The sequence below is a fragment of the Flavobacterium sp. UW10123 genome, assembly GCF_040538975.1.
GTDB lineage: Bacteria > Bacteroidota > Bacteroidia > Flavobacteriales > Flavobacteriaceae > Flavobacterium.
Genome location: NZ_JBEWQE010000010.1, coordinates 91993 through 115860, shown reverse-complemented (window position 1 = coordinate 115860; position 23868 = coordinate 91993). Strand labels below are relative to the sequence as shown.

The 23868-nt window shown below is 33.0% G+C and carries 25 protein-coding genes and 1 tRNA gene; 11 read left to right on the top strand and 15 right to left on the bottom strand.

Features of this window, described 5'->3' with window-relative positions:
* Positions 1 to 40: 40 nt before the first annotated feature.
* A complete protein-coding gene (locus tag ABXT06_RS13160; RefSeq protein ID WP_354591152.1) occupies positions 41 to 451 on the bottom strand; it encodes an ACT domain-containing protein in 411 nt (136 codons plus the stop codon).
* 74 nt (positions 452 to 525) lie between these two features.
* A tRNA-Met gene (locus tag ABXT06_RS13155) sits at positions 526 to 599 on the bottom strand.
* A 150-nt stretch (positions 600 to 749) separates the two neighbouring features.
* On the opposite strand from ABXT06_RS13155, the gene ABXT06_RS13150 reads away from it, so the two are divergent.
* Complete coding sequence (locus ABXT06_RS13150) at positions 750 to 1142, top strand: START-like domain-containing protein (protein ID WP_095929482.1); 393 nt, start codon at positions 750 to 752, stop codon at positions 1140 to 1142.
* Positions 1143 to 1196: 54 nt separating this feature from the next.
* Positions 1197 to 2033, top strand: coding sequence for an aminotransferase class IV (locus ABXT06_RS13145; RefSeq protein WP_354591151.1), 837 nt, complete (start codon positions 1197 to 1199; stop codon positions 2031 to 2033).
* On the opposite strand, the gene ABXT06_RS13140 is transcribed toward ABXT06_RS13145, so the two are convergent.
* The 7 genes from ABXT06_RS13140 to ABXT06_RS13110 form a co-directional block, all read right to left on the bottom strand.
* Positions 2030 to 2590: a YqgE/AlgH family protein gene (locus tag ABXT06_RS13140; RefSeq protein WP_008464759.1), complete on the bottom strand. Its 561-nt coding sequence runs from the start codon at positions 2588 to 2590 to the stop codon at positions 2030 to 2032. The two genes, ABXT06_RS13145 and ABXT06_RS13140, sit on opposite strands and share 4 nt — an antisense overlap.
* A gap of 128 nt (positions 2591 to 2718) precedes the next feature.
* Positions 2719 to 2991 (bottom strand): HU family DNA-binding protein, encoded by a 273-nt coding sequence (locus ABXT06_RS13135; protein ID WP_008464760.1) that lies wholly within the window; start codon positions 2989 to 2991, stop codon positions 2719 to 2721.
* Between the two features lie 180 nt (positions 2992 to 3171).
* The gene (fmt, locus tag ABXT06_RS13130; RefSeq protein WP_354591150.1) at positions 3172 to 4119 is read right to left on the bottom strand and encodes a methionyl-tRNA formyltransferase; all 948 of its coding nucleotides are present in this window, start codon (positions 4117 to 4119) and stop codon (positions 3172 to 3174) included.
* On the bottom strand, positions 4119 to 6014 hold the full coding sequence (locus ABXT06_RS13125; RefSeq protein WP_354591149.1) for a RecQ family ATP-dependent DNA helicase: 1896 nt from the start codon (positions 6012 to 6014) through the stop codon (positions 4119 to 4121). Before ABXT06_RS13125 ends, fmt begins: the two co-directional genes overlap by 1 nt.
* A gap of 65 nt (positions 6015 to 6079) precedes the next feature.
* Positions 6080 to 6613, bottom strand: coding sequence for an AAA family ATPase (locus tag ABXT06_RS13120; RefSeq protein ID WP_308853493.1), 534 nt, complete (start codon positions 6611 to 6613; stop codon positions 6080 to 6082).
* A gap of 434 nt (positions 6614 to 7047) precedes the next feature.
* On the bottom strand, positions 7048 to 7659 hold the full coding sequence (locus ABXT06_RS13115) for a hypothetical protein (protein ID WP_354591148.1): 612 nt from the start codon (positions 7657 to 7659) through the stop codon (positions 7048 to 7050).
* A 17-nt stretch (positions 7660 to 7676) separates the two neighbouring features.
* Positions 7677 to 8588, bottom strand: a complete 912-nt coding sequence (locus ABXT06_RS13110; protein WP_354591147.1) for an alpha/beta hydrolase family protein — start codon at positions 8586 to 8588, stop codon at positions 7677 to 7679.
* 252 nt (positions 8589 to 8840) lie between these two features.
* Between ABXT06_RS13110 and ABXT06_RS13105 the strand changes: the two genes are divergently transcribed.
* The 4 genes from ABXT06_RS13105 (at position 8841) to ABXT06_RS13090 (ending at position 12340) form a co-directional block, all read left to right on the top strand.
* The gene (locus ABXT06_RS13105) at positions 8841 to 9137 is read left to right on the top strand and encodes a DUF493 family protein (RefSeq protein WP_066033683.1); all 297 of its coding nucleotides are present in this window, start codon (positions 8841 to 8843) and stop codon (positions 9135 to 9137) included.
* A gap of 4 nt (positions 9138 to 9141) precedes the next feature.
* On the top strand, positions 9142 to 9864 hold the full coding sequence (locus ABXT06_RS13100; protein WP_354591146.1) for a DUF4290 domain-containing protein: 723 nt from the start codon (positions 9142 to 9144) through the stop codon (positions 9862 to 9864).
* A gap of 191 nt (positions 9865 to 10055) precedes the next feature.
* Entirely contained in the window at positions 10056 to 11369 is a 1314-nt protein-coding gene (gene murA, locus ABXT06_RS13095; RefSeq protein WP_026727609.1) for a UDP-N-acetylglucosamine 1-carboxyvinyltransferase, read from the top strand.
* Positions 11370 to 11461: 92 nt separating this feature from the next.
* A complete protein-coding gene (locus tag ABXT06_RS13090) occupies positions 11462 to 12340 on the top strand; it encodes a cation diffusion facilitator family transporter (protein ID WP_354591145.1) in 879 nt (292 codons plus the stop codon).
* Between the two features lie 184 nt (positions 12341 to 12524).
* Here the strand turns inward: ABXT06_RS13090 and ABXT06_RS13085 are convergent, their stop codons facing one another.
* From ABXT06_RS13085 to ABXT06_RS13075, 3 genes are all read right to left on the bottom strand, one after another.
* On the bottom strand, positions 12525 to 15014 hold the full coding sequence (locus ABXT06_RS13085; RefSeq protein WP_354591144.1) for a DUF5686 and carboxypeptidase regulatory-like domain-containing protein: 2490 nt from the start codon (positions 15012 to 15014) through the stop codon (positions 12525 to 12527).
* Positions 15015 to 15173: 159 nt separating this feature from the next.
* The gene (gene aroQ / locus ABXT06_RS13080; protein ID WP_066035150.1) at positions 15174 to 15587 is read right to left on the bottom strand and encodes a type II 3-dehydroquinate dehydratase; all 414 of its coding nucleotides are present in this window, start codon (positions 15585 to 15587) and stop codon (positions 15174 to 15176) included.
* Positions 15588 to 15722: 135 nt separating this feature from the next.
* Positions 15723 to 16283 (bottom strand): porin family protein, encoded by a 561-nt coding sequence (locus tag ABXT06_RS13075; RefSeq protein ID WP_354591143.1) that lies wholly within the window; start codon positions 16281 to 16283, stop codon positions 15723 to 15725.
* Between the two features lie 281 nt (positions 16284 to 16564).
* On the opposite strand from ABXT06_RS13075, the gene ABXT06_RS13070 reads away from it, so the two are divergent.
* The 5 genes from ABXT06_RS13070 (at position 16565) to ABXT06_RS13050 (ending at position 21409) form a co-directional block, all read left to right on the top strand.
* Positions 16565 to 17194: a porin family protein gene (locus ABXT06_RS13070; RefSeq protein ID WP_354591142.1), complete on the top strand. Its 630-nt coding sequence runs from the start codon at positions 16565 to 16567 to the stop codon at positions 17192 to 17194.
* Positions 17195 to 17365: 171 nt separating this feature from the next.
* Positions 17366 to 17968 carry a porin family protein gene (locus ABXT06_RS13065; protein WP_354591141.1) on the top strand — a complete coding sequence of 201 codons (603 nt, stop codon included), beginning with the start codon at positions 17366 to 17368 and terminating at the stop codon, positions 17966 to 17968.
* A gap of 212 nt (positions 17969 to 18180) precedes the next feature.
* The gene (locus ABXT06_RS13060) at positions 18181 to 18765 is read left to right on the top strand and encodes a porin family protein (RefSeq protein ID WP_354591140.1); all 585 of its coding nucleotides are present in this window, start codon (positions 18181 to 18183) and stop codon (positions 18763 to 18765) included.
* 77 nt (positions 18766 to 18842) lie between these two features.
* Positions 18843 to 19739: a site-specific tyrosine recombinase XerD gene (gene xerD, locus ABXT06_RS13055; RefSeq protein ID WP_354591139.1), complete on the top strand. Its 897-nt coding sequence runs from the start codon at positions 18843 to 18845 to the stop codon at positions 19737 to 19739.
* 149 nt (positions 19740 to 19888) lie between these two features.
* Positions 19889 to 21409 carry a sensor histidine kinase gene (locus ABXT06_RS13050; protein WP_354591138.1) on the top strand — a complete coding sequence of 507 codons (1521 nt, stop codon included), beginning with the start codon at positions 19889 to 19891 and terminating at the stop codon, positions 21407 to 21409.
* 72 nt (positions 21410 to 21481) lie between these two features.
* Here ABXT06_RS13050 and rny read toward each other — a convergent pair whose 3' ends face one another.
* The 3 genes from rny to ABXT06_RS13035 all read right to left on the bottom strand — a co-directional run bounded on the left by rny (position 21482) and on the right by ABXT06_RS13035 (position 23839).
* Positions 21482 to 23041, bottom strand: a complete 1560-nt coding sequence (rny, locus tag ABXT06_RS13045; protein WP_177212248.1) for a ribonuclease Y — start codon at positions 23039 to 23041, stop codon at positions 21482 to 21484.
* 209 nt (positions 23042 to 23250) lie between these two features.
* On the bottom strand, positions 23251 to 23544 hold the full coding sequence (locus ABXT06_RS13040) for a cell division protein ZapA (protein ID WP_008464801.1): 294 nt from the start codon (positions 23542 to 23544) through the stop codon (positions 23251 to 23253).
* Positions 23545 to 23548: 4 nt separating this feature from the next.
* Positions 23549 to 23839, bottom strand: coding sequence for a hypothetical protein (locus ABXT06_RS13035; protein ID WP_008464802.1), 291 nt, complete (start codon positions 23837 to 23839; stop codon positions 23549 to 23551).
* Positions 23840 to 23868: the final 29 nt, after the last annotated feature.

The following is a 23868-nucleotide window of genomic DNA, read 5'->3' as shown; positions in this document are numbered from 1 at the left end:
TTTAATGGGAGTTATTGCGGTTATTTTTTGATTTTTTAAATTACAAAGAATTTTTATTCTCTTGTTTTAATTTTAGCAGTACATCCATAGCCTTAAGAGCGTCATTTTCATCAACAAATATATGATCATGTAAATAAGCCGCGACAACATTGCAACTAATATTAGCATTTCCTAATGCTTGAGAAAATGCCGCAGTTAAACCTACAGCAGCCAAAGAAGAATGAACTTCTAAAGTAATCCAAGAAGCAATATAGGAGAAAGTAAGATTGAGTTCTTCTGCAAAGCGTTTTTCTAGTACTACAGTAATCCCTTCTTTTTCTTTAAATAGAAACAAAATTTTAGAAAAAGGAATCTGATCTAGAGAATCTACTTTTGTAAAAACATATTTTCCAGCATTAAGAACAGGATTAAGATTCTGTAAAATAGCGCTTAAATTAATTTCTCCTTCCATAAATTAGGACTGTTTTTTATTTAAAAATAATAAAAAACCCTTAAACATTTCTGTCTAAGGGTTTTACCTTCTAGTAGCGAGGACGGGAGTTGAACCCGTGACCTCAGGGTTATGAATCCTGCGCTCTAACCAACTGAGCTACCTCGCCTGGACTGCTATCATGAATTCCTGATTGCGGGTGCAAAGATATAAATATTATTAAAGCATACAAGCATAAAATGAAGAAAAAAAAATATTTTTAAAAATGCATTGTTTTTGGACATATATTCTTATATTTCGAAAAAATTAAAAGTAGCACATGGATTCAAAAATACGTTACGAAATCGAGTTTCCGATCAATTCTTCGCCACAATTATTGTATCAATATATATCAACTCCGTCAGGTTTACAAGAATGGTTTGCTGACAATGTTAATTCAAGAGGTGAGTTTTTTACCTTTATGTGGAATGATTCACAAGAAAAGGCACGTCTAGCTTCGAAAAAATCTGGAGAAAAAGTAAAATTCAAATGGGTTGATGACAGCAGTAAGGATACTGAGTACTTTTTTGAACTTCATATTTTAGTCGATGAATTGACTAAAGACGTATCGCTTATGGTAGTTGATTTTGCCGATAAAGATGAATTAGGCGAGGCTAAACAATTGTGGGAGAATCAAATCTCAGATCTAAAACATCTTATAGGATCTGTTTAGTAAAAGTCTATTTTATACCTTATATTTGCCCTGAACAAAATTCAGGGTTTTTTTATGATTAATTTTAACGGAAATATAGCGCAGGAAGATAATATACTAACTCTAAACCGCGCTTTTTTGTATGGTGACGGAATATTCGAAACGGTAAAAATTGTCAACGGAAAAATCTTGTTTCTTGAGGATCATTATTTTAGATTGATGGCTTCAATGCGTGTGGTTAGAATGACGATTCCTATGAATTTCACAATGGAATATTTTGAAGAGCAAATTCTTAATCTAGTTAATCAATTAAATATTGCATCTTCAGCAAGAGCTAGAATTACTGTTTTTAGAAACGATGGAGGTTTATATCTTCCTAAAAGCAATGAGATTTCATTTTTGATAAATGCCATTTCTCTTGGAAATAAAGCTTACTCTATAAATACAAACGAATACGAGGTAGATTTGTTTAAAGACTTCTATGTGACAAAACAATTATTGTCGTCTCTTAAAACGACTAATAAGATGGTTAATATAACAGGAAGTATCTTTGCAGACGAAAATGGCCTTGCTAATTGCATTTTACTAAACGATACTAAAAATGTAGTAGAAGCGCTTCAGGGAAATATTTTTATGGTAACGGGCAAAAAGCTTATTACACCTCCAGTTTCAGAAGGTGCATTAAACGGAATTATGCGTAAACAGATTTTAGCTCTAGCCAAAAAAATAGAAGGCATAGAGGTATCAGAAGAAATAATTTCGCCGTTTGATCTTCAAAAAGCAGACGAATTATTTCTAACTAATGTAATCACGGGAATACAACCGATAACTAAATATCGAAAAAAGGAGTTTACAACGAATTTGGCTCATTTATTAGTGCAGCGACTAAACGAATCCATTTCTGAAAATTAATTCAGATATGGATTTTCTGGTGCATTAGACCAAATAAGATAATCGCCTCCAAGCTCAATAATCTGCTCTTTCCAAAAGTGGGTAGTAGATTTTCCGATAATTTTATTTTTGTAATTATTATCAGCAATAATCCAAGAGTTTCCTTGCATCTCATTCTCAAGCTGATTTTCTTCCCAACCAGTGTAACCTAAGAAAAAACGAATATTATTTTTACTGATAGATCCGTTGTTTATTAAGTCTTTGGTTGACTCAAAATCGCCACCCCAATAAATCCCGTTTGAAATCTCAACACTATTTGGGATTAGCTCAGGAATATTGTGAATAAAATAAAGGTTGTCTTGTTCTACAGGGCCTCCGTTATATATCTTAAAGTTAGCATCAATCTCAGGTATTAAGTCATTAATAGTATATTTTAATGGCTTATTAATTATAAAACCAATTGATCCTTCTTTGTTATGGTCTGCTAATAAAATTACCGATCTGTTAAAAGATAAATCTCCAATTATTGAAGGCTCGGCAATAAGCAGGTGTCCTTTTTTTAATTTTTCTGAAATCATACGGTTACAATTTTTATTAAATTTAATCATAAAAAAATTAAAATCACAAAAAAAATCGTTAAACCGCATAAAAAAACCTTCCAGAAGGAAGGTTTTAATTATATTATAAGTTTAGAGAACTTTCTTACTTAGTTCACTGCACCTTCTAATTCAGCACCAGCTTTAAATTTCACAACGTTTTTAGCTGCGATTTTGATAGTTTTTCCTGTTTGAGGGTTTCTACCGTCTCTAGCAGCTCTTGAAGATACTGACCATGATCCGAAACCTACTAATGAAACTCTTCCACCTTTTTTCAAAGTAGTTCCTACATTACCTAAAAAAGACTCTAAAGCTAATTTCGCCGCAGCTTTTGTGATTCCTGCATCAGCAGCGATAGCATCGATTAATTCTGATTTGTTCATAATAATTAGTTATTAATTGTTGGTTAAAAAAAATTGTTAATACACAAATTTAGTAGGAAATCCGTTGCGTGCAAGTGTTTTCTTTATTTTTAGCAAAAATTGTTAATAACTTGCTTTTTTTGTTCATAAAGAGTGTTGTTTATCGATGAAAAACAGGTACAAACCCCTGTTTTACTGACCTTAATACACTTTTGCCGCTTCGGAAAAGCTCACTCCATTTAATAATTCTGAGGCAAGCATTCTCTTTTTTCCTGGAAATTGTAGACTTAATAACTGAATAAAGCCGTCTTTTATTGCAATCTTGATTTCTTTTTTACTACTAATTAACTTTCCAATCTCATAAGAATGTGATTCTGAGACAAGTTTTGCTTCATAAATTTTGATGTTCAATTCTTCATTTTGGTCTTTTAAGTAACACCAAGAAGCAGGATATGGACTTAAACCGCGAATCATATTATTGATTTCTGCGCCTGATTTTGTCCAATCAATTTTGCAGTTTTCTTTATTTAATTTATAAGCCGTTTTAATATCGTCGTTATCTTCCTGAATGGTTGTTGTAACATTTCCGTTCTCAATAACTTTTAGAGTTTCAATAACAGTTGTGCTTCCTAAGTGCATTAAGCGATCGTGCAGTTGTCCTGCTGTTTCTTCGGGCTCAATTGCGATTTCCGAATTTAAAATCATCGCGCCCGTATCAATTTTGTCATCAATAAAGAATGTAGTAACACCAGTTTTAGTTTCGCCATTAATAATTGCCCAGTTAATAGGAGCAGCCCCACGATAATTTGGAAGCAATGAAGCATGAAGATTGAAAGTTCCTAAGCTTGGCATTTCCCAAACTACTTTTGGCAGCATTCTAAAAGCAACTACGATTTGTAAATTGGCATTTAAAGCTTTCAATTCGGCTAAAAAACTCTCATCTTTTAAATTGGTTGGCTGTAATAAAGTAAGATTGTTAGCAAGTGCATATTCTTTTACAGCCGAATATTTTATTTTTTGTCCGCGCCCTGCCGGTTTATCCGCAGCAGTAATTACGCCAACAACGTCATAGTTATTTTTAATAATGGTGTCCAGAATACCAACGGCAAATTCTGGAGTTCCCATAAATATAATTCTCAATTTCTCCATTATGATTTTAAAGTGTATTTATTATTCGCTTGTATAATGATATGGTTGTTTTCGAGCAATTCCTGAAGAACCGAAATGATATCTTTAGCATCCATTTTTATCTGGTTTTCAATTTCTCTCGAAGTCAGTGAAGCTGTTTTGAGCAAAGAAAGGATTTTGTCTGCAATAGAATCTGCTTCAGTAATTTTTCCTTTTTGAGTAATGCAGTACGAACAAATGCCGCAATTTTCGGTTGTTTCTTCTCCAAAATAATCCAGAACCAATCTGTTTTTACAGGTTTTGGTATCCTTTATATAATGAAGAACCGATAAAAGCTGTTCCTTTTTAATCTCGTTTTGTTTTTCTAAATATTTCGAAACTCTATTTATGGTAAGGTCATCTTCGCGGACTTCATTAAACAATATAGTAGCATCGTTGTTCTTAGATTTATATTCTATGATTTCCTTTTCTTTTAGTTTTTCTAAAAGAGCGGTAATCTGTTCTTCCGTGTGATGTGATTTTTTAGCAATTAAACCAAGATTCAGATTAGATTTTACATCATAAATTCCAGGATAAGTTCTCAAAATAGTCAGAATAATTTCTTCATCATTTGGATTCAAACTCATATATCGAATGACTTCCTTAGATTCTATTAAAAATTGTGCGCTAATTTTTTCTGAGAATTCCTGAGACATCGTAATAATTCCCTGCTGATTTAAAAATTGCAAAGAATTGTAGGTTTTGAGAGTAGGGAAGTCATATTTATTGCAAAAATGATTTAGTTTAAACGAAAAAGATTCATCTAAACCTTCGCCATATGCAATCTGAAAATAATTACAGAGTTTGATGTACATCGCTTTTAAAAACTTCTTATCAGGAAGAATGTTTATAAACTGCTGTTCGGTCTGAATCATGTCTGAATTATTGTAAAGCAAAACCGAAAAAGCTTTTTCGCCATTTCGTCCCGCTCTGCCAGACTCTTGATAATAGTTTTCTATGTTTTCTGGAAGCTGTGTATGAATAACGGTTTTGACATTGTCTTTGTCAATTCCCATTCCAAAAGCATTTGTTGCCACAATAACTTGCGCTTGCTGTGACATCCATAATTGCATGTTTTTGTCTTTTTCTTTTGAAGAAAGTCCACCGTGATAATACGTTGATGTAAAACCTAACGATTGCAATTGCGAAGACATGTTCAAGCACGCTTTGCGATTTCGTACATATATAATAGAAGGCTGCGGATTCTTTTTCAGAATCTGCTCGGTGCGGTATAACTTATCTTCAACTTCAAAAACCATATAAGCGATATTTTTTCGCTCAAACGACTGCTGAAAATGATTCGGATTTTTTAATTCTAATTGCGTTCTAATATCTTCAATAACTCTTGGCGTAGCTGTTGCGGTTAGAGCTAAAAACGGAATTTTAGGAAAATGCTTTTTTAATTCCGAAATTTTAAGATAAGCAGGTCTAAAATCGTGACCCCATTGCGAAACGCAATGCGCTTCGTCAACCGCAATTAAATTGACAGGTAGATTTTTAATACGCTCCAGAACCCAGTCCGATTGCAATCTTTCTGGAGATAGGTACAGGAATTTATAATTCCCGTATTGGCAATTGTCTAGAAGATCGATCATTTCTTCAGTATGAATTCCTCCAGTAAGAGCGATAGCTTTAATCTCTCTTTTCTGAAGATTCATTACCTGATCTTTCATTAAAGCAATAAGCGGTGAAATAACTAAGCAGATGCCTTCTTGCATCATTGCAGGAACCTGAAAACAAATTGATTTTCCTCCGCCCGTCGGAAGTACTGCAAAAGTATCCCGTCCTTCAAGAACAGAATCAATAATTTCTTTTTGCAACGGCCTAAAACTGTCGTGTTTCCAGTATTTTAGAAGAATATCCTGCGCTCCGAGCATTGCGTTAGTTTTAAAGTTAAAAATTTAGAAAACAGTTCCTAGTTTTGCAACTTTAAAACCTCTTGCTAAATTTTGTCTAAGATATAAAGAATTCTGTTTTCAACCGTATCTTTTGGAACCTCAATCAGTTCGTAACCATATTTTTTATAGGTTTCTATAAGATGTTCCTGAATTTTAACTGCTTGCTCAAAATTTTCATAGCGTTCTGCATCACTTTGGTAGATTTCTTCCCAAGGTGGCAGAATAAAAGTTTTAGTGTATTTATAGTCTTCACAAGCTTTTGTGAAATTTTCCGGATATTCATCACCAATATAATCCATATAGGCTACAACATCAGGAATTCCGCGATCAATAAAAACAACATTGTCAGGTTCTTCAAGGGCATTTTTGTATTGTTCTATTCTGCCTTCAAGCAACATTTCGCTAAACAAAAGTGGCTGTTCTAAAAACAATTGCTCAATGCCTTCTTGTTGCGCTTTCATGGTAACCTGTCTTGAAATTTCAGGATAGCAGCAAAAGCCACGAGCTACCAATTCGTTAATAAGTGTTGATTTTCCAGTACCAGGTCCGCCAAGCAGGACTATAATTTCTTTTTGCACTATTCTAAAAATAAAGGGCAAATTTACCTAAACTTATTCATAATTAAAAAGAATTTTTACTTGAAGCGAAAGATTTGGTATTTTTAGCTATCATGGGTTCCTGCTGTCCGCTCCAATCTTTTGCTTTTTAAAGAAAAAAGCAAAAGGATTTCTGCTTCCATCAGGGCTATAATAGGAGAAATGGTTTTGTTTTTGGAATTGTTTTAAAGGAAGAAAGTCCCAGCGGGACGATATATTTATAGAAATAATCTGCGCTGTCAATCAAAAGCTCCAGCGGAGCGACACAATTTGGATAATTTATATGTCGCTCCGCTGGAGCTTTTGATATGTGGGAAATTTATTTTGCTATAAATATTTTGCTCCGCTGGAGCAGTTTTTATTTGAATTGCCGTTGGTTTTAACCAACGGGATTTTTGAAATTTGGAATTTCGGCTTTAGCCAAATATTTGCCACCATTTCTTTTTGATTTCCGTTTTAATCTTTCTGGGAATGAATTCTAATTCTTTTCCATTAAAATCAAGAACATATTCGTTTGATTCAAAATCAAATAATCTTATTTTATCACTTTCAATACTGAAAGGGTTTTTGCCTTCAAGATTTACCCAAATATCCCTACCGCTAAAGCGCCACAAAATCTCTCCATTTTTTGTGATTCTAAAAATTTCTATTTCTCCGTATATAATAAAATCTTCTTCAAGCTTATGAAAACTAAAATTTGTAGCGAAATCAAATTCTTTATGCCAAATAAGCCCTAAGGTTGGGATTGAAAAACAATAAATTTTATTGCAGATTCGTATCCATATTTTATCATCTTCAATAATAAAAGAATCATCAGAGATTGTTGTTGCACCTCCGAATTCATGTATTATTAAACTTGAGATTTCAATTCCATTTGCTTTAATAATGATTCCGTGTTTACTATTGGAACGAAATTCATTTTCTTCACAATAAACAGTCTTATATTGATGTAAGTTTTTGGTCGAATTCAGAGTGTGATTTTCATCGTCAATAACTTCAATTTCAAAATTTTTATAAGAAACATTCATTGTCTTTATTTTAAAAATTACTCACAAAATAAATACTTCCCAGAACTTTTGCCATTCGTGGAAGGGACAATCAAATGTGATTGGAATTTTTTACCATTCAAAACATCATCCACAAAATCCAAAACATACTGCTGTCCTTCATGGAAAAGATAACCAGAGAATTCGTGTCCGCCACCGCAAAAAGTAATTAATTCAATGTCTTTGTGTAATTCTTTCATTTGGTTATATACTGCATAAGAACCAAAAAGAATCAGCCAGCCCGATGCATTTGTTGGACAAGAACGGTGCGAACCCGCAGCGTATGGAACAGTGTCGTCATTACTTCCGTGCGCCAATAACATCGGAATCGCTTTTTCTTTCGTAATTAAATTAATATCTTGAATAGCTCCAGAACCGCCTATAAAACCTTTGTATTTAAAGTTTTCAGGCAAATTGCTTTTGTATAAATTCATTAATTTATAATCCCAAAAAGAAGCGTGGAAACCAATTTCGGCTCCCGCACTAATTCCTGAAATAAAGATTTTTGAAGTATCAAGATTGTATTTGTCGGCATTCTCAATCATGAAAGCTGTGGCTTGCCACATATCGCTAACGCCAATTTGAATCGCTTTTATTTTCTCGGTTAAAGTTCCTTTACAGCCAAAATCTTTTCCCTTCATATATAAGCTGTACGAAATGCTTGCAACCGCATAACCGTTTTGTGCCATAAATAATCCGAAGTTTTTCTCGCTTGTTCTTTCTCCGCCCGAAAAACCTCCGCCAAAAGCAAACATAATTAAAGGGATTTTCTCACCAGCTTTTTTCTTTGGCAGATATAAATCTAAATCTAGTTTTAAAGTGTCGTTTTGGAAGTAAGTTAGTGTTTTAACTTCTTGTGCTTGAATCGAATTTAATGTCAGAGCAATAAAAAGTAAAAGGAATTTTTTCATTTTAAATAGTTTTAATCTCGCAAAGTCGCGAAGTCGCAAAGTTTTTTTGCCACGAATTTTCGCTAATTTTTATTTTTTGATTTGCCAAGTTAACTAAAATTGGTGAAATTGAATTTTAGGATTGAATAATTTGTGTTAATTAGTGTAATTTGTGGCAAAAAAACAGCCTCATTTTTAGAGTCAAAAAATCTAAAATCTAAAATCTGAAATCTGAAATCAAAAACGTATATTTGCGTTTATTTTTAATTACGAATGGAGAACGATAAAGAAAAAAATACAGCCGAATTTTACGAAAGATTAAAAGTGGAGCTTGATAACGCAAACACTTGGCCTGCAGAATATTTATACAAATTCATTGTGCCTTCTGTAGCCGATAATGTAGAGCGTGTAGAAAAAGCTTTTGATCGAATGGGAGCGGTTATTAAAACAACAAAATCGAAAACAGGTAAATTTACTAGCGTTTCGGTAGATGTTACGATGCACAGCTCAGACGATGTGATTAGTAAATACAAAGAAGTTTCTACAATTGAAGGTATAGTTTCATTATAAACTTATGATCGAAAAATATAAAAGAGAAGCCGCAAGCGACGTTGTCTATAATTTAGAATACAATTCTGAAAGGCAGCGTTTAATTATTCCAGAATATGGTCGTCATTTACAAAAATTGATTGATCAGGCAACTGCTATTGAAGATGATGAAACGCGCAACAAAGCGGCAAAATATATCATTCAGGTTATGGGAAGCTTAAACCCTCATTTGCGTGACGTGCCGGATTTTCAGCATAAACTTTGGGATCAGCTTTTTATCATGTCTGATTTTAAACTAAATGTAGAATCTCCGTACCCAATTCCGTCACGAGAAGTTTTGGAGCTAAAACCAGATGCTTTGCAGTATCCGCAGAACTTTCCAAAGTATAGATTTTATGGTAACAACATCAAATATATGATTGATGTTGCCAATAAATGGGAAGAAGGCGAAATGAAAAATGCGCTGATCATGGTAATCGCCAACCACATGAAAAAATCTTTCTTAAGCTGGAACAAAGACACCGTAAAAGACGATGTGATTTTTGAGCATTTATATGAATTATCAGGAGGCAAAATCAATTTATTGCACAGTACAGAGGAGCTTTTAAATACAACAGACTTAATGCGTACAAACAAACGCATGTCTAATAAAACAGCTTCTGGAACACAGCCAAAAATTCAGAATAACAAGAACAATAATAAAGGCGGTCAAAAAAAGACATTTCAAAAAAACAATAATCAGAAGTAAAAAAAGGACTAAGAGGCTATCCCGATAGCTATCGGGACTAAGGTGCTAAGGTTTTTTACCGAGATGCTTTAAATAAAAAAACAAAAACAAAAGACACTAAGAGCCTAAGTTGCTAAGTCATTAAGTATTTTCGTAAGAAGAAAATCTTAGAACCTTAGAACTTTAGTAACTCAGAACCTTAAAAGAAATCTATGGGAATTTTTAAAATCGAAGGAGGAACTCCTTTAAAAGGAGAAATCACTCCACAAGGAGCAAAGAATGAGGCGTTACAAATTTTATGTGCCGTGCTTCTAACAGGAGAGAAAGTGAAAATTAATAACATTCCTGATATTATAGACATCAATAAATTAATCACTTTACTGGGTAATTTAGGGGTAAAAATTCAACGTAACGAACCTGGATCAATTACTTTTCAGGCAGATGAAGTTAATGTTGGATATTTAGAAACTGAAGCTTTCAAAAAAGAAGGTGGAGCGCTTCGTGGTTCTATTATGATCGTTGGCCCGCTTTTAGCACGTTTCGGAAAAGGATATATTCCAAAACCTGGTGGAGATAAAATCGGTCGCCGTAGATTAGATACACACTTTGAAGGTTTTATTAACCTTGGAGCAAAATTCAGATATAACAGAGAAGATCACTTTTACGGAGTAGAAACTCCTGAAGAAGGTCTTAAAGGTACAGATATGCTTCTTGACGAAGCTTCTGTAACTGGAACTGCAAATATTGTAATGGCTGCCGTTTTAGCAAAAGGAACGACTACAGTTTACAATGCTGCTTGCGAACCTTACTTACAGCAATTGTGTAAAATGCTAAATTCTATGGGGGCTAAAATCACAGGGGTTGGTTCTAACTTATTGACTATCGAAGGTGTTGAAAGCCTTGGTGGTTGTGAGCACAGAATTCTTCCTGATATGATTGAAATTGGTTCTTGGATTGGTCTTGCGGCTATGACAAAAAGTGAAATCACAATCAAAAATGTAAGCTGGGAAAACTTAGGTTTAATTCCAAATACGTTTAGAAAGCTTGGAATTACAGTTGAAAAACGTAATGATGATATTTACATTCCTGCTCATAAAGATGGGTATGAAGTAAAAACAGATATTGACGGTTCTATCTTAACTATTGCCGATGCACCATGGCCAGGATTTACACCTGACTTATTAAGTATCGTTTTAGTTGTGGCAACGCAAGCAAAAGGAGATGTTTTGATTCACCAAAAAATGTTCGAAAGCCGTTTATTCTTCGTGGATAAATTAATCGATATGGGAGCAAAAATCATGTTATGCGATCCGCACAGAGCTGTGGTTATGGGACATAATTTTGAATCTCAATTGAAAGCAACTACAATGTCTTCTCCTGATATTCGTGCAGGTATCTCATTATTGATTGCGGCGCTTTCTGCAAAAGGAACAAGCACAATCCAGAATATCGAACAAATCGATCGTGGATACGAGCGTATCGATGAGCGTTTAAGAGCAATCGGTGCAAAAATCGTAAGAGCTTAAAAAGTTGATAGCCACGAATTCGCGAATTTTTATTTTCAAAGATTATAAAAAATAATTCGTGAATTCGTGGCCAAAAAAATAAAAGTCGTTAGATGACAAACGAACAAAAAGCTGTAAAAGCTACTATTTTTAGTATAATAGGAAATACCTGCCTGGCTCTTATAAAAGGTCTCGCAGGTTTTTTTGGCAATTCTTATGCCTTAATTGCAGATGCAATTGAATCAACGACGGATATATTTGCGTCATTTTTGGTGTTGTTTGGAATCAAATATTCCAATAAACCTGCTGATGAAAATCACCCGTATGGACACGGCCGTGCAGAACCTCTAATTACGTTTTTGGTTGTTGGATTTTTAATTACCTCTGCGACCATTATTGGTTATGAAAGTATTGCCAATATCGGCACTTCACATGATTTGCCGAAATCTTGGACGCTGTATGTCTTGGGTGCCATTATTATCTGGAAAGAGTACTCTTTCCGTTTGGTAATGAAACGCAGTAAACAGACAAACAGTACTTCTTTGGCTGCCGATGCTTGGCACCATCGTAGCGATGCTATAACTTCTGTAGCGGCTTTTATCGGAATTTCGATTGCCTTAATTATGGGAAAAGGCTACGAATCTGCAGATGATTGGGCAGCACTTTTTGCTGCATTTTTTATTCTGTATAACAGTTACAAAATCTTTAGACCTGCACTTGGAGAAATCATGGATGAAAATCTAAATGATGATTTAGTAGAAGAGATAAGAGTGGTTGCTTTGACAGTTCCGGGAATACTTGGAACAGAGAAATGTTATATTAGAAAAGCAGGAATGCGTTATCATGTAGATCTTCATGCTATAGTTTCGGCTAAAATCTCTGTAAAAGAAGGACATGATTTATCTCATAAACTACAAGATAAATTAAAAGAACAAATTCCGCAGTTAGGAAATGTTCTCATTCATATAGAGCCAGATGATTATCATTCTTAGAGTTTCAAAGAGGCAAAGGGACAAAGGTTTTTTTGTTGAAACTTTGTCTAAGGATAAAAATAAAAAACCGTTTACTCATAGCAGAGTAAACGGTTTTTTATTTTATAGCTTTTCAATTCAAGTAAGTAGAGATTTTTGCAAAGTATTTAAACTTTGAACCTTTGTTCCTCTGAACCTTTGCACCTTAATCTAACGCATTCAAAATCTTTAAGCCAAAAACCACTCCGTTTTGTTGAATACCGCCTTGATACGAATGCACATAATCGATTCTAAATAGTTTGAATTTTCCAAAACCTAAATTGTCTAAACCGACAGTAAACTCAGAATATGGTTTTCGGTCGGGAATTGCTAAAGCGTGAAAACCAACATTCATAGTCGATTTTAAAAGATTTAGCAACGGAATTTTATTCATTATAAAACCAGTGTCATTGTATTCTGTATGCATTTCAAAATAACTGTCGTTTGTGCTATTAGAATAATAAGGCATCATATTAAAAACATTCAAATAACGTTCGCTTGTTCCAATATGAGTTTGGTTTCCGTTAAAATGTCTATAATCGATAAACGAAATATTCTCGGCATTAAAGAATTTCCCTGCTCTGAAATTGGTTCCTAAAAGACCTTTGTTTCCAAGTGATAAATCATATTGTACCGAAGCACCAATTCTTTCGTATTCATATTTTTTTTCGCTTGCCGCGAATGTTTTTTCAAAAGCTAGATAAATCGTCGGATATTTATCGTTTTTGAAATTAAATCTTCCGTCAGGTCTCGAAATGTATTTGTTGCCAAAGTTGATTCTAGTTGTCACAAGGGCTTTAAACAAGTGATGCTGATTAAAAGCAGGTGTTGTAAAATCATCTGGAGCCAAAGGATTATTAGAAGAATAAACATCGTCTTTTTTAAAGAAAGAATAATCAGTTGTATTAAAAAGCGGTTTTCGTTGTTCATAACCCATTTTTCCGGTAAGATTTATTCCATTAGCAATATCTTGTCCGTAATTGATTTCGGCAAATTCTAAGTTATAAAGCTTCATGTAGTTGTCTTTAAAAAACAAAGAGCTTATCGAATTGATAAATTTAGAAATAGGCTCAGCACTATTAAATTGAGCCGTTTTGGTTCCTCCCGATCCCCAAATAGTGGCGTAATTTATATTGTTAAAACGATGGCTGAATTCTCCAATTACACGAAAACGTTCATCTGAAAAACCATAATTAAAAGTTGTGCTTATAGAAGTGTTGGTTCCTTTTTCTTCGTCCCATTTTCTAAAGGAGAAACCCGAATCTAGATTAAAACCTTGAACGGTATTAAAACTTAAGGAAGCAATATTCAGTAAGCCTTTATAATCAAAAGAATATTTTTTAAAAGTGTTTTTATAATCATAACCCATTAAAATATCCCAAACCTTAAATTTGTTGTTTTTGGCATCAATAGAATCGGTATATTTTTTGGATTTTCTAATAGTCTGCAGACTATCTTTCTTGGCATAATCTGAGCTTTCTTCAATAGTTAGGGGAATAGGACGAATTTCATTCCAGAAAGCATCATCTTTTTTGTTAGCATTAAGTTCAAAAGCAACAATTTCATTTCCGAAAGTTTTCTTGTCAAAAGAATCAGGAAATTCATAATTCGAATAGACGTAATTAAAATTTCCAGAAAACTTTATTCCAAAAATGCCTGCATTAAAAGAAAGAGTCTGTGCATTTTTAGACCAGATTTTATTGTTAGTATTGTAGCTAAAACTCTGTTTTAAAGTCATCACTTCTGTAAATTCGTTTTTCATTCGATAGCCTTTAATATCTAAATCAATGGCATAAATCGCAAAACTGTCATCTACAATATAAATATAACCTTCAAAAACAGGTTCTTTATCTCGCTTAGGAATGACTTTGATTTTATTAATCTGCTGATTATTGTCGTCATAAAAAGTGCTTTCCAGCTTGTATTTGTAATAATTGAAAGCATTGTCGGCGATAGGAGAGATGAGTTTTACATCAAAACCTAAAGTATTATCATAAAAATCATAAGTCGATAAGGCTGCTGTGTTGTAGCTATAACCGCGATTGTTTCCTGAGATTTTAGAAGCAATGATTTTCTCTTTCAGTTTACTTGGTTTTTCAAAAGTCACTTTCGAAATCGTCTCAGATAAATATAAAATTCCTGTTCCTGTAGAATCTAAATTTGAAGCCATATCCTCACCTAGGTCTACTTTTTTGCCCAATATTTTTTTAGGTAGATCTTTAACCTTAAACATTCCTTTCGAATAAAAATCGGCGGTATATCTTCCAGTTTTATCTGAGTTTTCTTTTTTATTTGCTATTGCACTTTTTATAATAGCATTTGCAGGATTGTTTTTAGGATCAATGATAACTTCATTTAAAGCGAAACTTTCTTCCTGAAGACTAACATCCATATTAACTATTCTTGTTGCAGCAAGAACAGTTATTTTTTTGGTTTTATAACCTAAATATTGAAAAGTGATGATGTTTCCTCCAATTTCTTTTACATTGAGCTGATATTTTCCCTGTTCATTTGTAGTGGTTCCAGCATAAGTGTTTTCTTCAAATACTGATACAAAAGGAAGCGGATTTCCTTTGTCATCTGTGACAGTTCCTCTGATTTGAGCAAAATTGGAAAGTGAAAAAAATAAAAAGGCAAGTAAAGTATAGTTTCTCATGCAAATGTGGTATATCTTACAAAAATATAATAAGTTAAATCTGAGCTTATTAATAATTTGTTAAATTGAATGAGAGAGTTTGTTTGGCTGAGTGAAGTCGAAGCTCATCTTTTTTCATTGGCCTTCGACTACGCTCAGGATGACACTTATTTAAAAAAATTACAAGAAAGATTGTATAGCCAATTCGTAACTTTTTAGTCCGAAACCTAAAATAACACCTTTTGCATTTCCAGACAAATAAGATTGATGTCTAAAGCTTTCGCGAGCATAAGTATTTGAAATATGGACCTCAATTACTGGAGTAGTAACAGCTTTCATAGCGTCTCCCAAACCAATAGAAGTGTGTGTGTAAGCCCCAGCATTTAGAATAATTCCATCAAATGAAAAACCAACTTCTTGAATTTTACCAATCAGTTCTCCTTCAATATTACTTTGATAATAAGAAAGTTCAATGTTTGGGAATTTTTGTTTCAACGTTTCAAAATAATCTTCAAAAGTCTGACTTCCGTAAACTTCAGGTTCGCGTTTTCCTAAAAGATTCAAGTTTGGGCCGTTGATAATGCAGATTTTCATAAGGTAATTTGGTTTTTAATTAAGCGATGTAAATACATTTTACATTTTCACAAATGACATTTCACATGTAAGTGTAAAAATAAAAAAACCGCACTAATAATTAGAGCGGTTTTTGTAAAAGTATGTGATATTCTTTTAGAACATGTATCCAGCTGAAAGTTGGAATACAGAGTTTTTAAAATCAGCTTCTTCTGAAATTTCTGTCAAACCTATGCCGTAACGAGCTTGAACAAAAAGACCTCCAACAACTTTTAATCCTAAACCTGCGTTAAGAGAAAAATCAAATGTTTTTGGATCTGCAACATCAAATTCTTTTTTATTGCTAACAAGGAATGATGCCTGTGGACCAAGTTCTAAGCTAAGAGATTTAGTCATATAGATTTTTGCCATTACAGGAATAGCAATATATCCCATTTCGTTTTTAAATTCTGAAATGGCATTTTTATAAGTTGCTCCTTGAGTAGAATATAAAAGCTCTGGCTGAATTGAAAATTTTTCTAATAATTTAAGTTCTGCTACAAGACCTGCATGGTAACTTGTAATACCTTCTTTGTCAACAGAAATTCCATTAAAGTCAGAACCTCCAGTTTGGTTAGCAAAGTTAACCCCTGCTTTAACCCCGATTTGTACAAATTGTGCGTTTACTGCCGCTGATGTTGCTATGAACATTACAGCTGCTAAAATTATTTTCTTCATAAAAAGGTTTTTAAAAATTGGAATTTTAAAATGTTATTTAAAGTTCAAAACTACATATTTAGCATTTTATTGCATTATAATTTAGATTAAATAATTACTAAAATTCCCACTCAAATTGCTTTTTCTTACTTATAAAACATCTTTTTTTCTTTTAAATATTTGATTTTCAATTGGTCTCTGTCGGTTTTGTTTTTGTCTTATTTTAATACTTTTTAAACTTATTGCGGAGTTTTTTTTGTAAGTCTAATCTTAGTTTTGATATCCTTATTGAAACATAAAATATGAAAAGGATAATTTTAGCCTTGGCGATAATGACATTTTGTTTTTTAAATGCACAAAATACTAAGTTTGGAGTAAAAGGTGGCATTCAACTATCAAATCTAGTAGGAAATGTTGAGAATGAAACACCAAAATTTGGTTTTCAAATAGGAGGTTTTGTTGAATTTAAGATTGCAAAAAGGTTATTTATTCAACCAGAGATTTTGTATTCAACTCAGGGAGGAAAATATGAACGATCTAGTGATGACTTAGTATTGAAACAGGAATTAAATTCGAGTTATTTAAATTTTCCAGTTATGTTAAAATATTATGTTATAGATAAATTGAGTATTGAGGCAGGTCCGCAAATTGGTTTTTTATTAGATGCCAAAGGAAAATTCGAAGTAAGAGATGGGACAGAACCTTTATCCTATGGAAGTGGGAGTGCAAAAGCGGTGTACAAAACAGAAAATATTGGTTTAAATTTTGGCGCAAGTTATGATTTTACAAAAAATATAGCAGCTGGAATAAGATACCATTCTGGCATGAAGAATGAAATTAGGTACTATCCTTCGGGTAATTTTTTTGATGATCCTGAACAAATAAGATTACGTAATAATGTTCTCTCAATCTCCATTGGGTATAAGTTTTAAAATGTAAAATATTTAAATGTTAAACCTTCCTTGACGGAAGGTTTTTTTTGTTAATGGGAAGAACATGTGCCGATTTTTTCTGTCTTATTTTAATACTTTTTAAACTTATTGCGGATGTTTTTTTGTAGGTCTAATCTTAGTTTTGGCATCGGTAATTAAAAAAAATAAAACATGAAAAAAGTAATTTTAGCTGCTATTGCAGTAATGGGGTTTAGTTTTGCAAATGCGCAAGATATTAAGTTTGGAGTTAAAGGAGGAATAAATCTGTCAACTTTTACAGGTGATATTGAAGATGTATCGTCTAAAGTTGGTTTTCAAGTAGGAGGTTTTGCAGAATTAAAGCTTTCAGAAAAGTTTTCTGTCCAGCCAGAGGTTTTGTACTCTTTACAAGGTGCAAAATTTAAAGAAGATGGAGATTCTTATTCTTATAAAGAAAAGATTCATGCTAGCTATCTAAATATACCTGTTATTGCGAAATATTATGTTATTGATAAATTGAGTGTTGAAGCGGGGCCTCAAATTGGTTTCTTGTTATCTGCTAAAGATAAGTGGGAAAGTGTGGAAGATGGTGAAAAATATAGTGGTAAAGAAAATGTAAAAGATGGATTCAAATCTGTTGATTTTAGTTTAAATATTGGGGCTGGGTATGATTTTACGGAAAATATATCGGCTGGAATAAGATATAATTTTGGTTTGTCTAATATTTCAGACTACAGTGACAATACAAAAATTCATAATGATGTAATTTCATTATCTTTAGGATATAAATTCTAATAAAAAATATTTAGTTAATTTTTTAAAGGCCTTTCCTTATTTTCAAGGAAGGTCTTTTTTTTTTATTCAAAATTCTAGTTTTTAAAATTGGCTTTAATTTAGAATTAACAATTAGCGTAATAGTTACTATTTTATTTGTTAAATTCCTAATATAGATTTATGAAGAATATTTTTATATTTGACCTCATTAATTTAACCCAAAACAAATTAGAATGAAAAAAATTATTTTATCTGCCATTGCAATTATGGCTTTTGCATTCTCAAATGCTCAGGAAACAAGATTTGGAATAAAAGGAGGCCTTAATATTTCAAGTATCGTTGGTGGCGATGTGAGAGATGCTAATGCATTAGTAGGATTTCACATTGGTGGTTTAGCTGAAATCCACTTAGTAGAAAAGTTTTATATTCAACCAGAGCTTTTGTTTTCTACACAAGGAGCGAAATTTGATAATGGTTTTGGAGATGATTTAGATATAAAATTAAACTATTTAAATATTCCTGTTCTGGCAAAATATTATATCGTTGATAAAAAATTTAGCGTAGAAGCTGGTCCGCAACTTGGTTTTTTGTTGTCAGAAAAATGGGATAATACTGATTTTGACGGTGATGCGAAATCAGTAGATTTTGGTTTTAACTTTGGAGCAGGTTATAGTTTTACTGATAATTTTTCAGTTGGTCTTCGTTATACTGTGGGATTATCTCCTATTTGGGATGATAATATTGATGACTCAGGAGATTTGTATGACAGTGCAAAAAATGGTAATTTCCAAATTTCTGCAGCCTATAAATTTAATTAAGAAATTAAAAATATTTGAAGAACCTTCCTTTTTTAAGGAAGGTTTTTTTATGCCAAAAAATTACTTACTTTGTAAATATGAATTGGAGCAGGTATATAAAAGATTATCAGTCGTATTTGAGGATAGAGAGAGGTTTGTCTAAAAATACAATTGAAAATTATGGTTTTGATATTGAACGTTTATGTCTTTTTTTAGAAAACAATAAGATTGATGTTTCGCCAATAAAAATTTCAGACGAAACTTTGCAGCAGTTTATTTATACAGTGGCTAAAGAAGTAAATCCGAGATCACAGGCAAGGATTATTTCTGGACTTAAAAGTTTCTTTAATTATCTGGTTTTTGAAGATTACAGAAACGATAATCCTTTAGAATTGATTGAAGCGCCAAAAACAGGCCGTAAATTACCGGATACTTTATCTCTCCAGGAAATTGATGTATTGATAGAAACAATCGATTTGAGCACCAATGAAGGTGAACGTAATCGTGCAATGCTTGAAACTTTGTACGGTTGCGGATTACGTGTTTCTGAATTGATTTCGCTTAAAATTTCAGATCTTTTTTTTGATGAAGATTTTATTAAAATTACTGGTAAAGGAAACAAGGAAAGATTTGTTCCAATTGGGCCATTAACTCAAAAATATATTGACATTTACAGAAATGCTGTTCGCTGTAATCTCAATATTAAAAAAGGAGCAGAAGATACTTTGTTTTTAAATAGAAGAGGGAATCAGTTAACGCGAGCGATGGTGTTTACTATCATTAAAAATCTTGCCCAAAAGATGGGATTAAAAAAAAGTATAAGTCCTCATACACTGCGCCACTCTTTTGCAACACATTTACTAGAAAATGGTGCAGACCTAAGGTCAATTCAGTTAATGCTTGGACATGAGTCTATTACGACCACAGAAATTTATGTGCATTTAGATAGAAGTTTTCTAAAAGAAGTGATGCATAGTTTTCATCCGAGAAAATAAATTTTTGTGGAATTATGTTTTTTTTGTTTTGGAAATTTATATATTGTGTTAAAATTTTGTTTTAATAAAAACAAAACAATATAAATATATGGTTTTTCTTTCTTTTTTTTAAGAAAATCTGGAGATTTATTTACATTAAAAAGTAGTATATGGTTTTTGATTTGTATGGAAATGAAGATTGCTTAGAGGTAAATAATTTTTATAAAAAATTGTTGGCCGAAATGCCCGACCTGCTTTTTCAGTTTATTATTGATGCTGATAATAATTACGCGTTTCCTCTTGTAAGTAAATCGGCAGATGAAATATTTGAACTTTCCGCAGCAGATTTTAATGATGATATAAAGTTTATAGTTTACGATCGAATTTTACCTCAGGATCGTGAATTTTTTTTTCAGTCTTTGATCAAAGCAAGAAAAGAAATAAAGCCTTGGGAAATTGAGTTTAGAGCGACTCTTCCTAAAAAAGGAATTCGATGGTTTAGGATTTCTTCAAAAACAGAATCTTCGGTAAATGGAAGTGTGATTTTTTACGGACATGTTTCAGATATTACGGAATTAAAAGATAAAGAAGAAAAGCTTCGAATTTCTGAAGAGCGTTTTCAATTTGCTCTCGATGCTTCTACTGCAGGAATATGGGATTGGGACATGGTTACCAATAGTGTTTTTTATTCTTCTTTGTCTCTTAAAATTTTGGAGCTGGAATCTACTGATATTTTCGACGATCCTGAGCGATGGGATAAAATTGTGCATCCAGATGATCTCCCAAAATATTATTCAGATATTCATGAGCATTTTGATAATAAAATTCCGTTTTACGAAAATTACCATCGTGTAATGACTTCCAGCGGTAATTATAAATGGATTCTGGATCGTGGAAAAGTCATTAAACGAGATGAAAACGGAAAGCCTTTGCGTGTAATTGGGACGCATACAGATGTTTCGGCTCAAAAAGAAAAAGAGTTGGAGCTTATGAAAACCATGAAACTGTATAGTGATCAAAATAGCCGCTTATTGAACTTTTCTCATATTGTTTCTCATAATTTAAATACTCAGGCAGGAAATATAAAATCGATTTTAGATCTTATTGATGCCGATGTTAGTAAACAGACTGTAGCGGAAATGCTGGAATATTTGCGAGCCGTTTCTAATGATCTGAATGAGACTATTTCAAACCTTACTCAAATTGTAAAAACACAGAGTAACATCAATATTGCGGTAGTGCCACTAAAGCTTTGTGAATATATTGAGAAAACGATCTCAACAATCAAAGGTTATGATAAAAATCGAAAAGTCACCATTATAAACAACGTTCCCAAGTATTTAACGATTAATTTTAATCCAGCTTATATGGAAAGCGTTTTGTTGAATTTTACCACCAATGCAATTAAATATGCGCATCCAGATCGTGATCCAATCATTACTTTTGATTTTGCAATCGAACCAGAAGGTTTTAAGTCGCTTAAGATTACAGATAACGGCCTAGGAATCGATTTGAAGGTTTATGGTGAATTATTATTTGGAATGTACAAAACCTTTCACAAGCATGAAGAAGCTCGAGGTATTGGATTGTATATTACTAGAAATCAAATTGAAGCGATGAAAGGAACTGTTGAAGTAGAAAGTGAAGTAGGAGTAGGAACAAGTTTTAAAATTGTTTTTAATGATATGTAAAACGTAAATAGATTATAAAAATAAAGGCTGTCAATTTTGACAGCCTTTATTTTTTATTGATGTTTCCTGAGATTATTTAGCAATGTTTACAGCTCTTGTTTCTCTAATAACTGTAACTTTTACTTGTCCAGGATAAGTCATTTCTGTTTGGATTTTTTGTGAAATTTCGAAAGATAAGTTCGCAGCATTATCATCAGAAACTTTCTCGCTTTCTACAATTACACGAAGTTCTCTACCAGCTTGGATTGCATAAGCATTTTTAACACCGCTAAATCCGTAAGCTACATCTTCAAGATCTTTTAGACGCTGGATGTAAGAATCAAGAACTTGACGTCTTGCACCCGGTCTAGCTCCAGAAATAGCATCACAAACTTGGATGATTGGAGATAATAAAGATTTCATTTCAATCTCATCGTGGTGTGCTCCAATTGCGTTACAAACCTCTTCTTTCTCGCCGTATTTCTCAGCCCACTGCATTCCTAAAAGTGCGTGTGGTAAATCACTTTCTGTATCTGGCACTTTTCCGATATCGTGAAGTAAACCAGCTCTTTTTGCCAATTTCACGTTCAGTCCTAATTCTGCAGCCATAATTCCGCAAAGTTTAGAAACTTCTCTAGAGTGCTGTAATAAGTTTTGTCCGTAAGAAGAACGGTATTTCATTCTACCTACGACTTTAATTAATTCTGGATGTAAACCGTGAATTCCTAAGTCGATAACGGTACGTTTTCCAACTTCAATAATTTCATCATCGATCTGTTTAGCCGTTTTAGCAACAACTTCCTCAATACGTGCTGGGTGAATACGGCCGTCAGTTACAAGTTTGTGTAGAGATAAACGAGCGATTTCTCTACGAACAGGATCGAAACAAGAAAGGATAATCGCTTCTGGTGTGTCGTCAACAATAATTTCAACTCCAGTTGCAGCTTCAAGCGCTCTAATATTACGACCTTCACGTCCAATAATTCTACCTTTTACATCATCAGATTCAATGTTGAAAACAGATACACAGTTTTCTACTGCCTCTTCTGTTCCAACTCTTTGAATAGTGTTGATGATGATTTTTTTAGCTTCTTGCTGTGCAGTCAATTTTGCCTCTTCAATAGTTTCTTGAATATGAGACATTGCTTTTGTTTTAGCTTCAGCTTTTAAACCTTCTACCAATTGCTCTTTTGCTTCTTCTGCAGAAAGACCAGAGATTACTTCTAATTGCTGTAATTGGCTTTTATGAAGCTTTTCAACTTCAGCTTGTTTTTTGTCTAAAACTTCAATTTTGTTTTCGTACTCAGCTGTTCTTGCTTCAAAGTCGTCGTTTACTTTTTTAGCTTTAGAAAGTTCGTTAGAAACTTGAGATTCTTTATCGCGAACTCGTTTTTCTACTTCAGCAACTTTTTTATCGCGTGCTAAAATAACTTGTTCGTGTTCTGATTTAAGTTCGATAAAACGCTCTTTTGCTTGAAGAATTTTATCTTTTTTGATATTTTCTGCTTCTAAATTTGCGTCTTTTAAGATAGAAGCCGCTTCTTTTTTAGCGTTTTTAATTAGGTTTGAAATATTACTTTTCTCGATAATTTTAGCTATTGCAAATCCTGCCGCAATACCTACAATACCAATAATGATCGTTATGATGTCCATGTTTGTTAGGGTTTATATATAAAAAAAGCCTACATTAATTGCTTGTATAAACTCGTAAAGACAAGTTTTGAGCTAACTCACTGTTCAAGTTTCCCAGCCAAATGGAGGGCATACTATAGTAGCGACGATTTGCTCATTCTAAATTGTTAGTGTTGAGTTTACCAATTGTGAACTAATGTAGGCAGTATCTTAGTTTCTGTAAAGAACGTTTAATTTTCGAGATATTGATCTAAAAGCGTATTTAATCTTTTAATCCTTTCGATAGTTTCTTCTCCATCGATTGCATTATCAATCTGTTTTTGTTCTACTTGCGATGCAAATTGTAGTGCACACATGGCTAGAACATCTTGTTTGTCACGAACCGCGTAATTTTCTTCGAATTGCTTGATCATAGCATCAATTTTTTTAGAAGCACTTCTAAGTCCTTCTTCTTGAGCCGGTTCAACCGTAAGTGGGTAAACGCGGTCGGCAATTGATATTTTAATTCTAAGCTTTCCGTCCATGTTATTAATCTGATAGTTGCGCTATGCAGTAATCGATTTCGCGAATTAATGAATTTATTTTAAGCTTTGTCTCTCTCTTGTTATTGTCGCTGCCAAGCAACGAATTGGCTATCTTAAGTGTTTCATTTTGCTTCTTCAAAGCTTCCATTTCCTCAGATTGTTTCTGGATAATTTGCGCAGCTTTGGCTAGTTCTAATCGTAATACTTGATTGTTTTGTTCAAAGGCTTTTGATTTTTCAAAAAGCTTTTCAACTTTATATTCAAGAGTATCAATTATTTCTGCAATTACACTCATTATACATCCTATTCATTACTTAATCCTAC

What these genes read in the sequence shown, in the direction of transcription:
- ABXT06_RS13040 (WP_008464801.1), bottom strand. Translation starts at nt 23,544, where the DNA reads ATGGACGGAAAGCTTAGAATTAAAATATCAATTGCCGACCGCGTTTAC.
- rny (WP_177212248.1), bottom strand. Translation starts at nt 23,041, where the DNA reads ATGGACATCATAACGATCATTATTGGTATTGTAGGTATTGCGGCAGGA.
- ABXT06_RS13135 (WP_008464760.1), bottom strand. Translation starts at nt 2,991, where the DNA reads ATGAACAAATCAGAATTAATCGATGCTATCGCTGCTGATGCAGGAATC.
- ABXT06_RS13090 (WP_354591145.1), top strand. Translation starts at nt 11,462, where the DNA reads ATGACAAACGAACAAAAAGCTGTAAAAGCTACTATTTTTAGTATAATA.
- aroQ (WP_066035150.1), bottom strand. Translation starts at nt 15,587, where the DNA reads ATGAAAATCTGCATTATCAACGGCCCAAACTTGAATCTTTTAGGAAAA.
- ABXT06_RS13060 (WP_354591140.1), top strand. Translation starts at nt 18,181, where the DNA reads ATGAAAAAAATTATTTTATCTGCCATTGCAATTATGGCTTTTGCATTC.
- xerD (WP_354591139.1), top strand. Translation starts at nt 18,843, where the DNA reads ATGAATTGGAGCAGGTATATAAAAGATTATCAGTCGTATTTGAGGATA.
- ABXT06_RS13085 (WP_354591144.1), bottom strand. Translation starts at nt 15,014, where the DNA reads ATGAGAAACTATACTTTACTTGCCTTTTTATTTTTTTCACTTTCCAAT.
- ABXT06_RS13125 (WP_354591149.1), bottom strand. Translation starts at nt 6,014, where the DNA reads ATGCTCGGAGCGCAGGATATTCTTCTAAAATACTGGAAACACGACAGT.
- murA (WP_026727609.1), top strand. Translation starts at nt 10,056, where the DNA reads ATGGGAATTTTTAAAATCGAAGGAGGAACTCCTTTAAAAGGAGAAATC.
- ABXT06_RS13100 (WP_354591146.1), top strand. Translation starts at nt 9,142, where the DNA reads ATGATCGAAAAATATAAAAGAGAAGCCGCAAGCGACGTTGTCTATAAT.
- ABXT06_RS13145 (WP_354591151.1), top strand. Translation starts at nt 1,197, where the DNA reads ATGATTAATTTTAACGGAAATATAGCGCAGGAAGATAATATACTAACT.
- ABXT06_RS13150 (WP_095929482.1), top strand. Translation starts at nt 750, where the DNA reads ATGGATTCAAAAATACGTTACGAAATCGAGTTTCCGATCAATTCTTCG.
- ABXT06_RS13035 (WP_008464802.1), bottom strand. Translation starts at nt 23,839, where the DNA reads ATGAGTGTAATTGCAGAAATAATTGATACTCTTGAATATAAAGTTGAA.
- ABXT06_RS13115 (WP_354591148.1), bottom strand. Translation starts at nt 7,659, where the DNA reads ATGAATGTTTCTTATAAAAATTTTGAAATTGAAGTTATTGACGATGAA.
- ABXT06_RS13105 (WP_066033683.1), top strand. Translation starts at nt 8,841, where the DNA reads ATGGAGAACGATAAAGAAAAAAATACAGCCGAATTTTACGAAAGATTA.
- ABXT06_RS13110 (WP_354591147.1), bottom strand. Translation starts at nt 8,588, where the DNA reads ATGAAAAAATTCCTTTTACTTTTTATTGCTCTGACATTAAATTCGATT.
- fmt (WP_354591150.1), bottom strand. Translation starts at nt 4,119, where the DNA reads ATGGAGAAATTGAGAATTATATTTATGGGAACTCCAGAATTTGCCGTT.
- ABXT06_RS13065 (WP_354591141.1), top strand. Translation starts at nt 17,366, where the DNA reads ATGAAAAAAGTAATTTTAGCTGCTATTGCAGTAATGGGGTTTAGTTTT.
- ABXT06_RS13140 (WP_008464759.1), bottom strand. Translation starts at nt 2,590, where the DNA reads ATGATTTCAGAAAAATTAAAAAAAGGACACCTGCTTATTGCCGAGCCT.
- ABXT06_RS13050 (WP_354591138.1), top strand. Translation starts at nt 19,889, where the DNA reads ATGGTTTTTGATTTGTATGGAAATGAAGATTGCTTAGAGGTAAATAAT.
- ABXT06_RS13075 (WP_354591143.1), bottom strand. Translation starts at nt 16,283, where the DNA reads ATGAAGAAAATAATTTTAGCAGCTGTAATGTTCATAGCAACATCAGCG.
- ABXT06_RS13070 (WP_354591142.1), top strand. Translation starts at nt 16,565, where the DNA reads ATGAAAAGGATAATTTTAGCCTTGGCGATAATGACATTTTGTTTTTTA.
- ABXT06_RS13160 (WP_354591152.1), bottom strand. Translation starts at nt 451, where the DNA reads ATGGAAGGAGAAATTAATTTAAGCGCTATTTTACAGAATCTTAATCCT.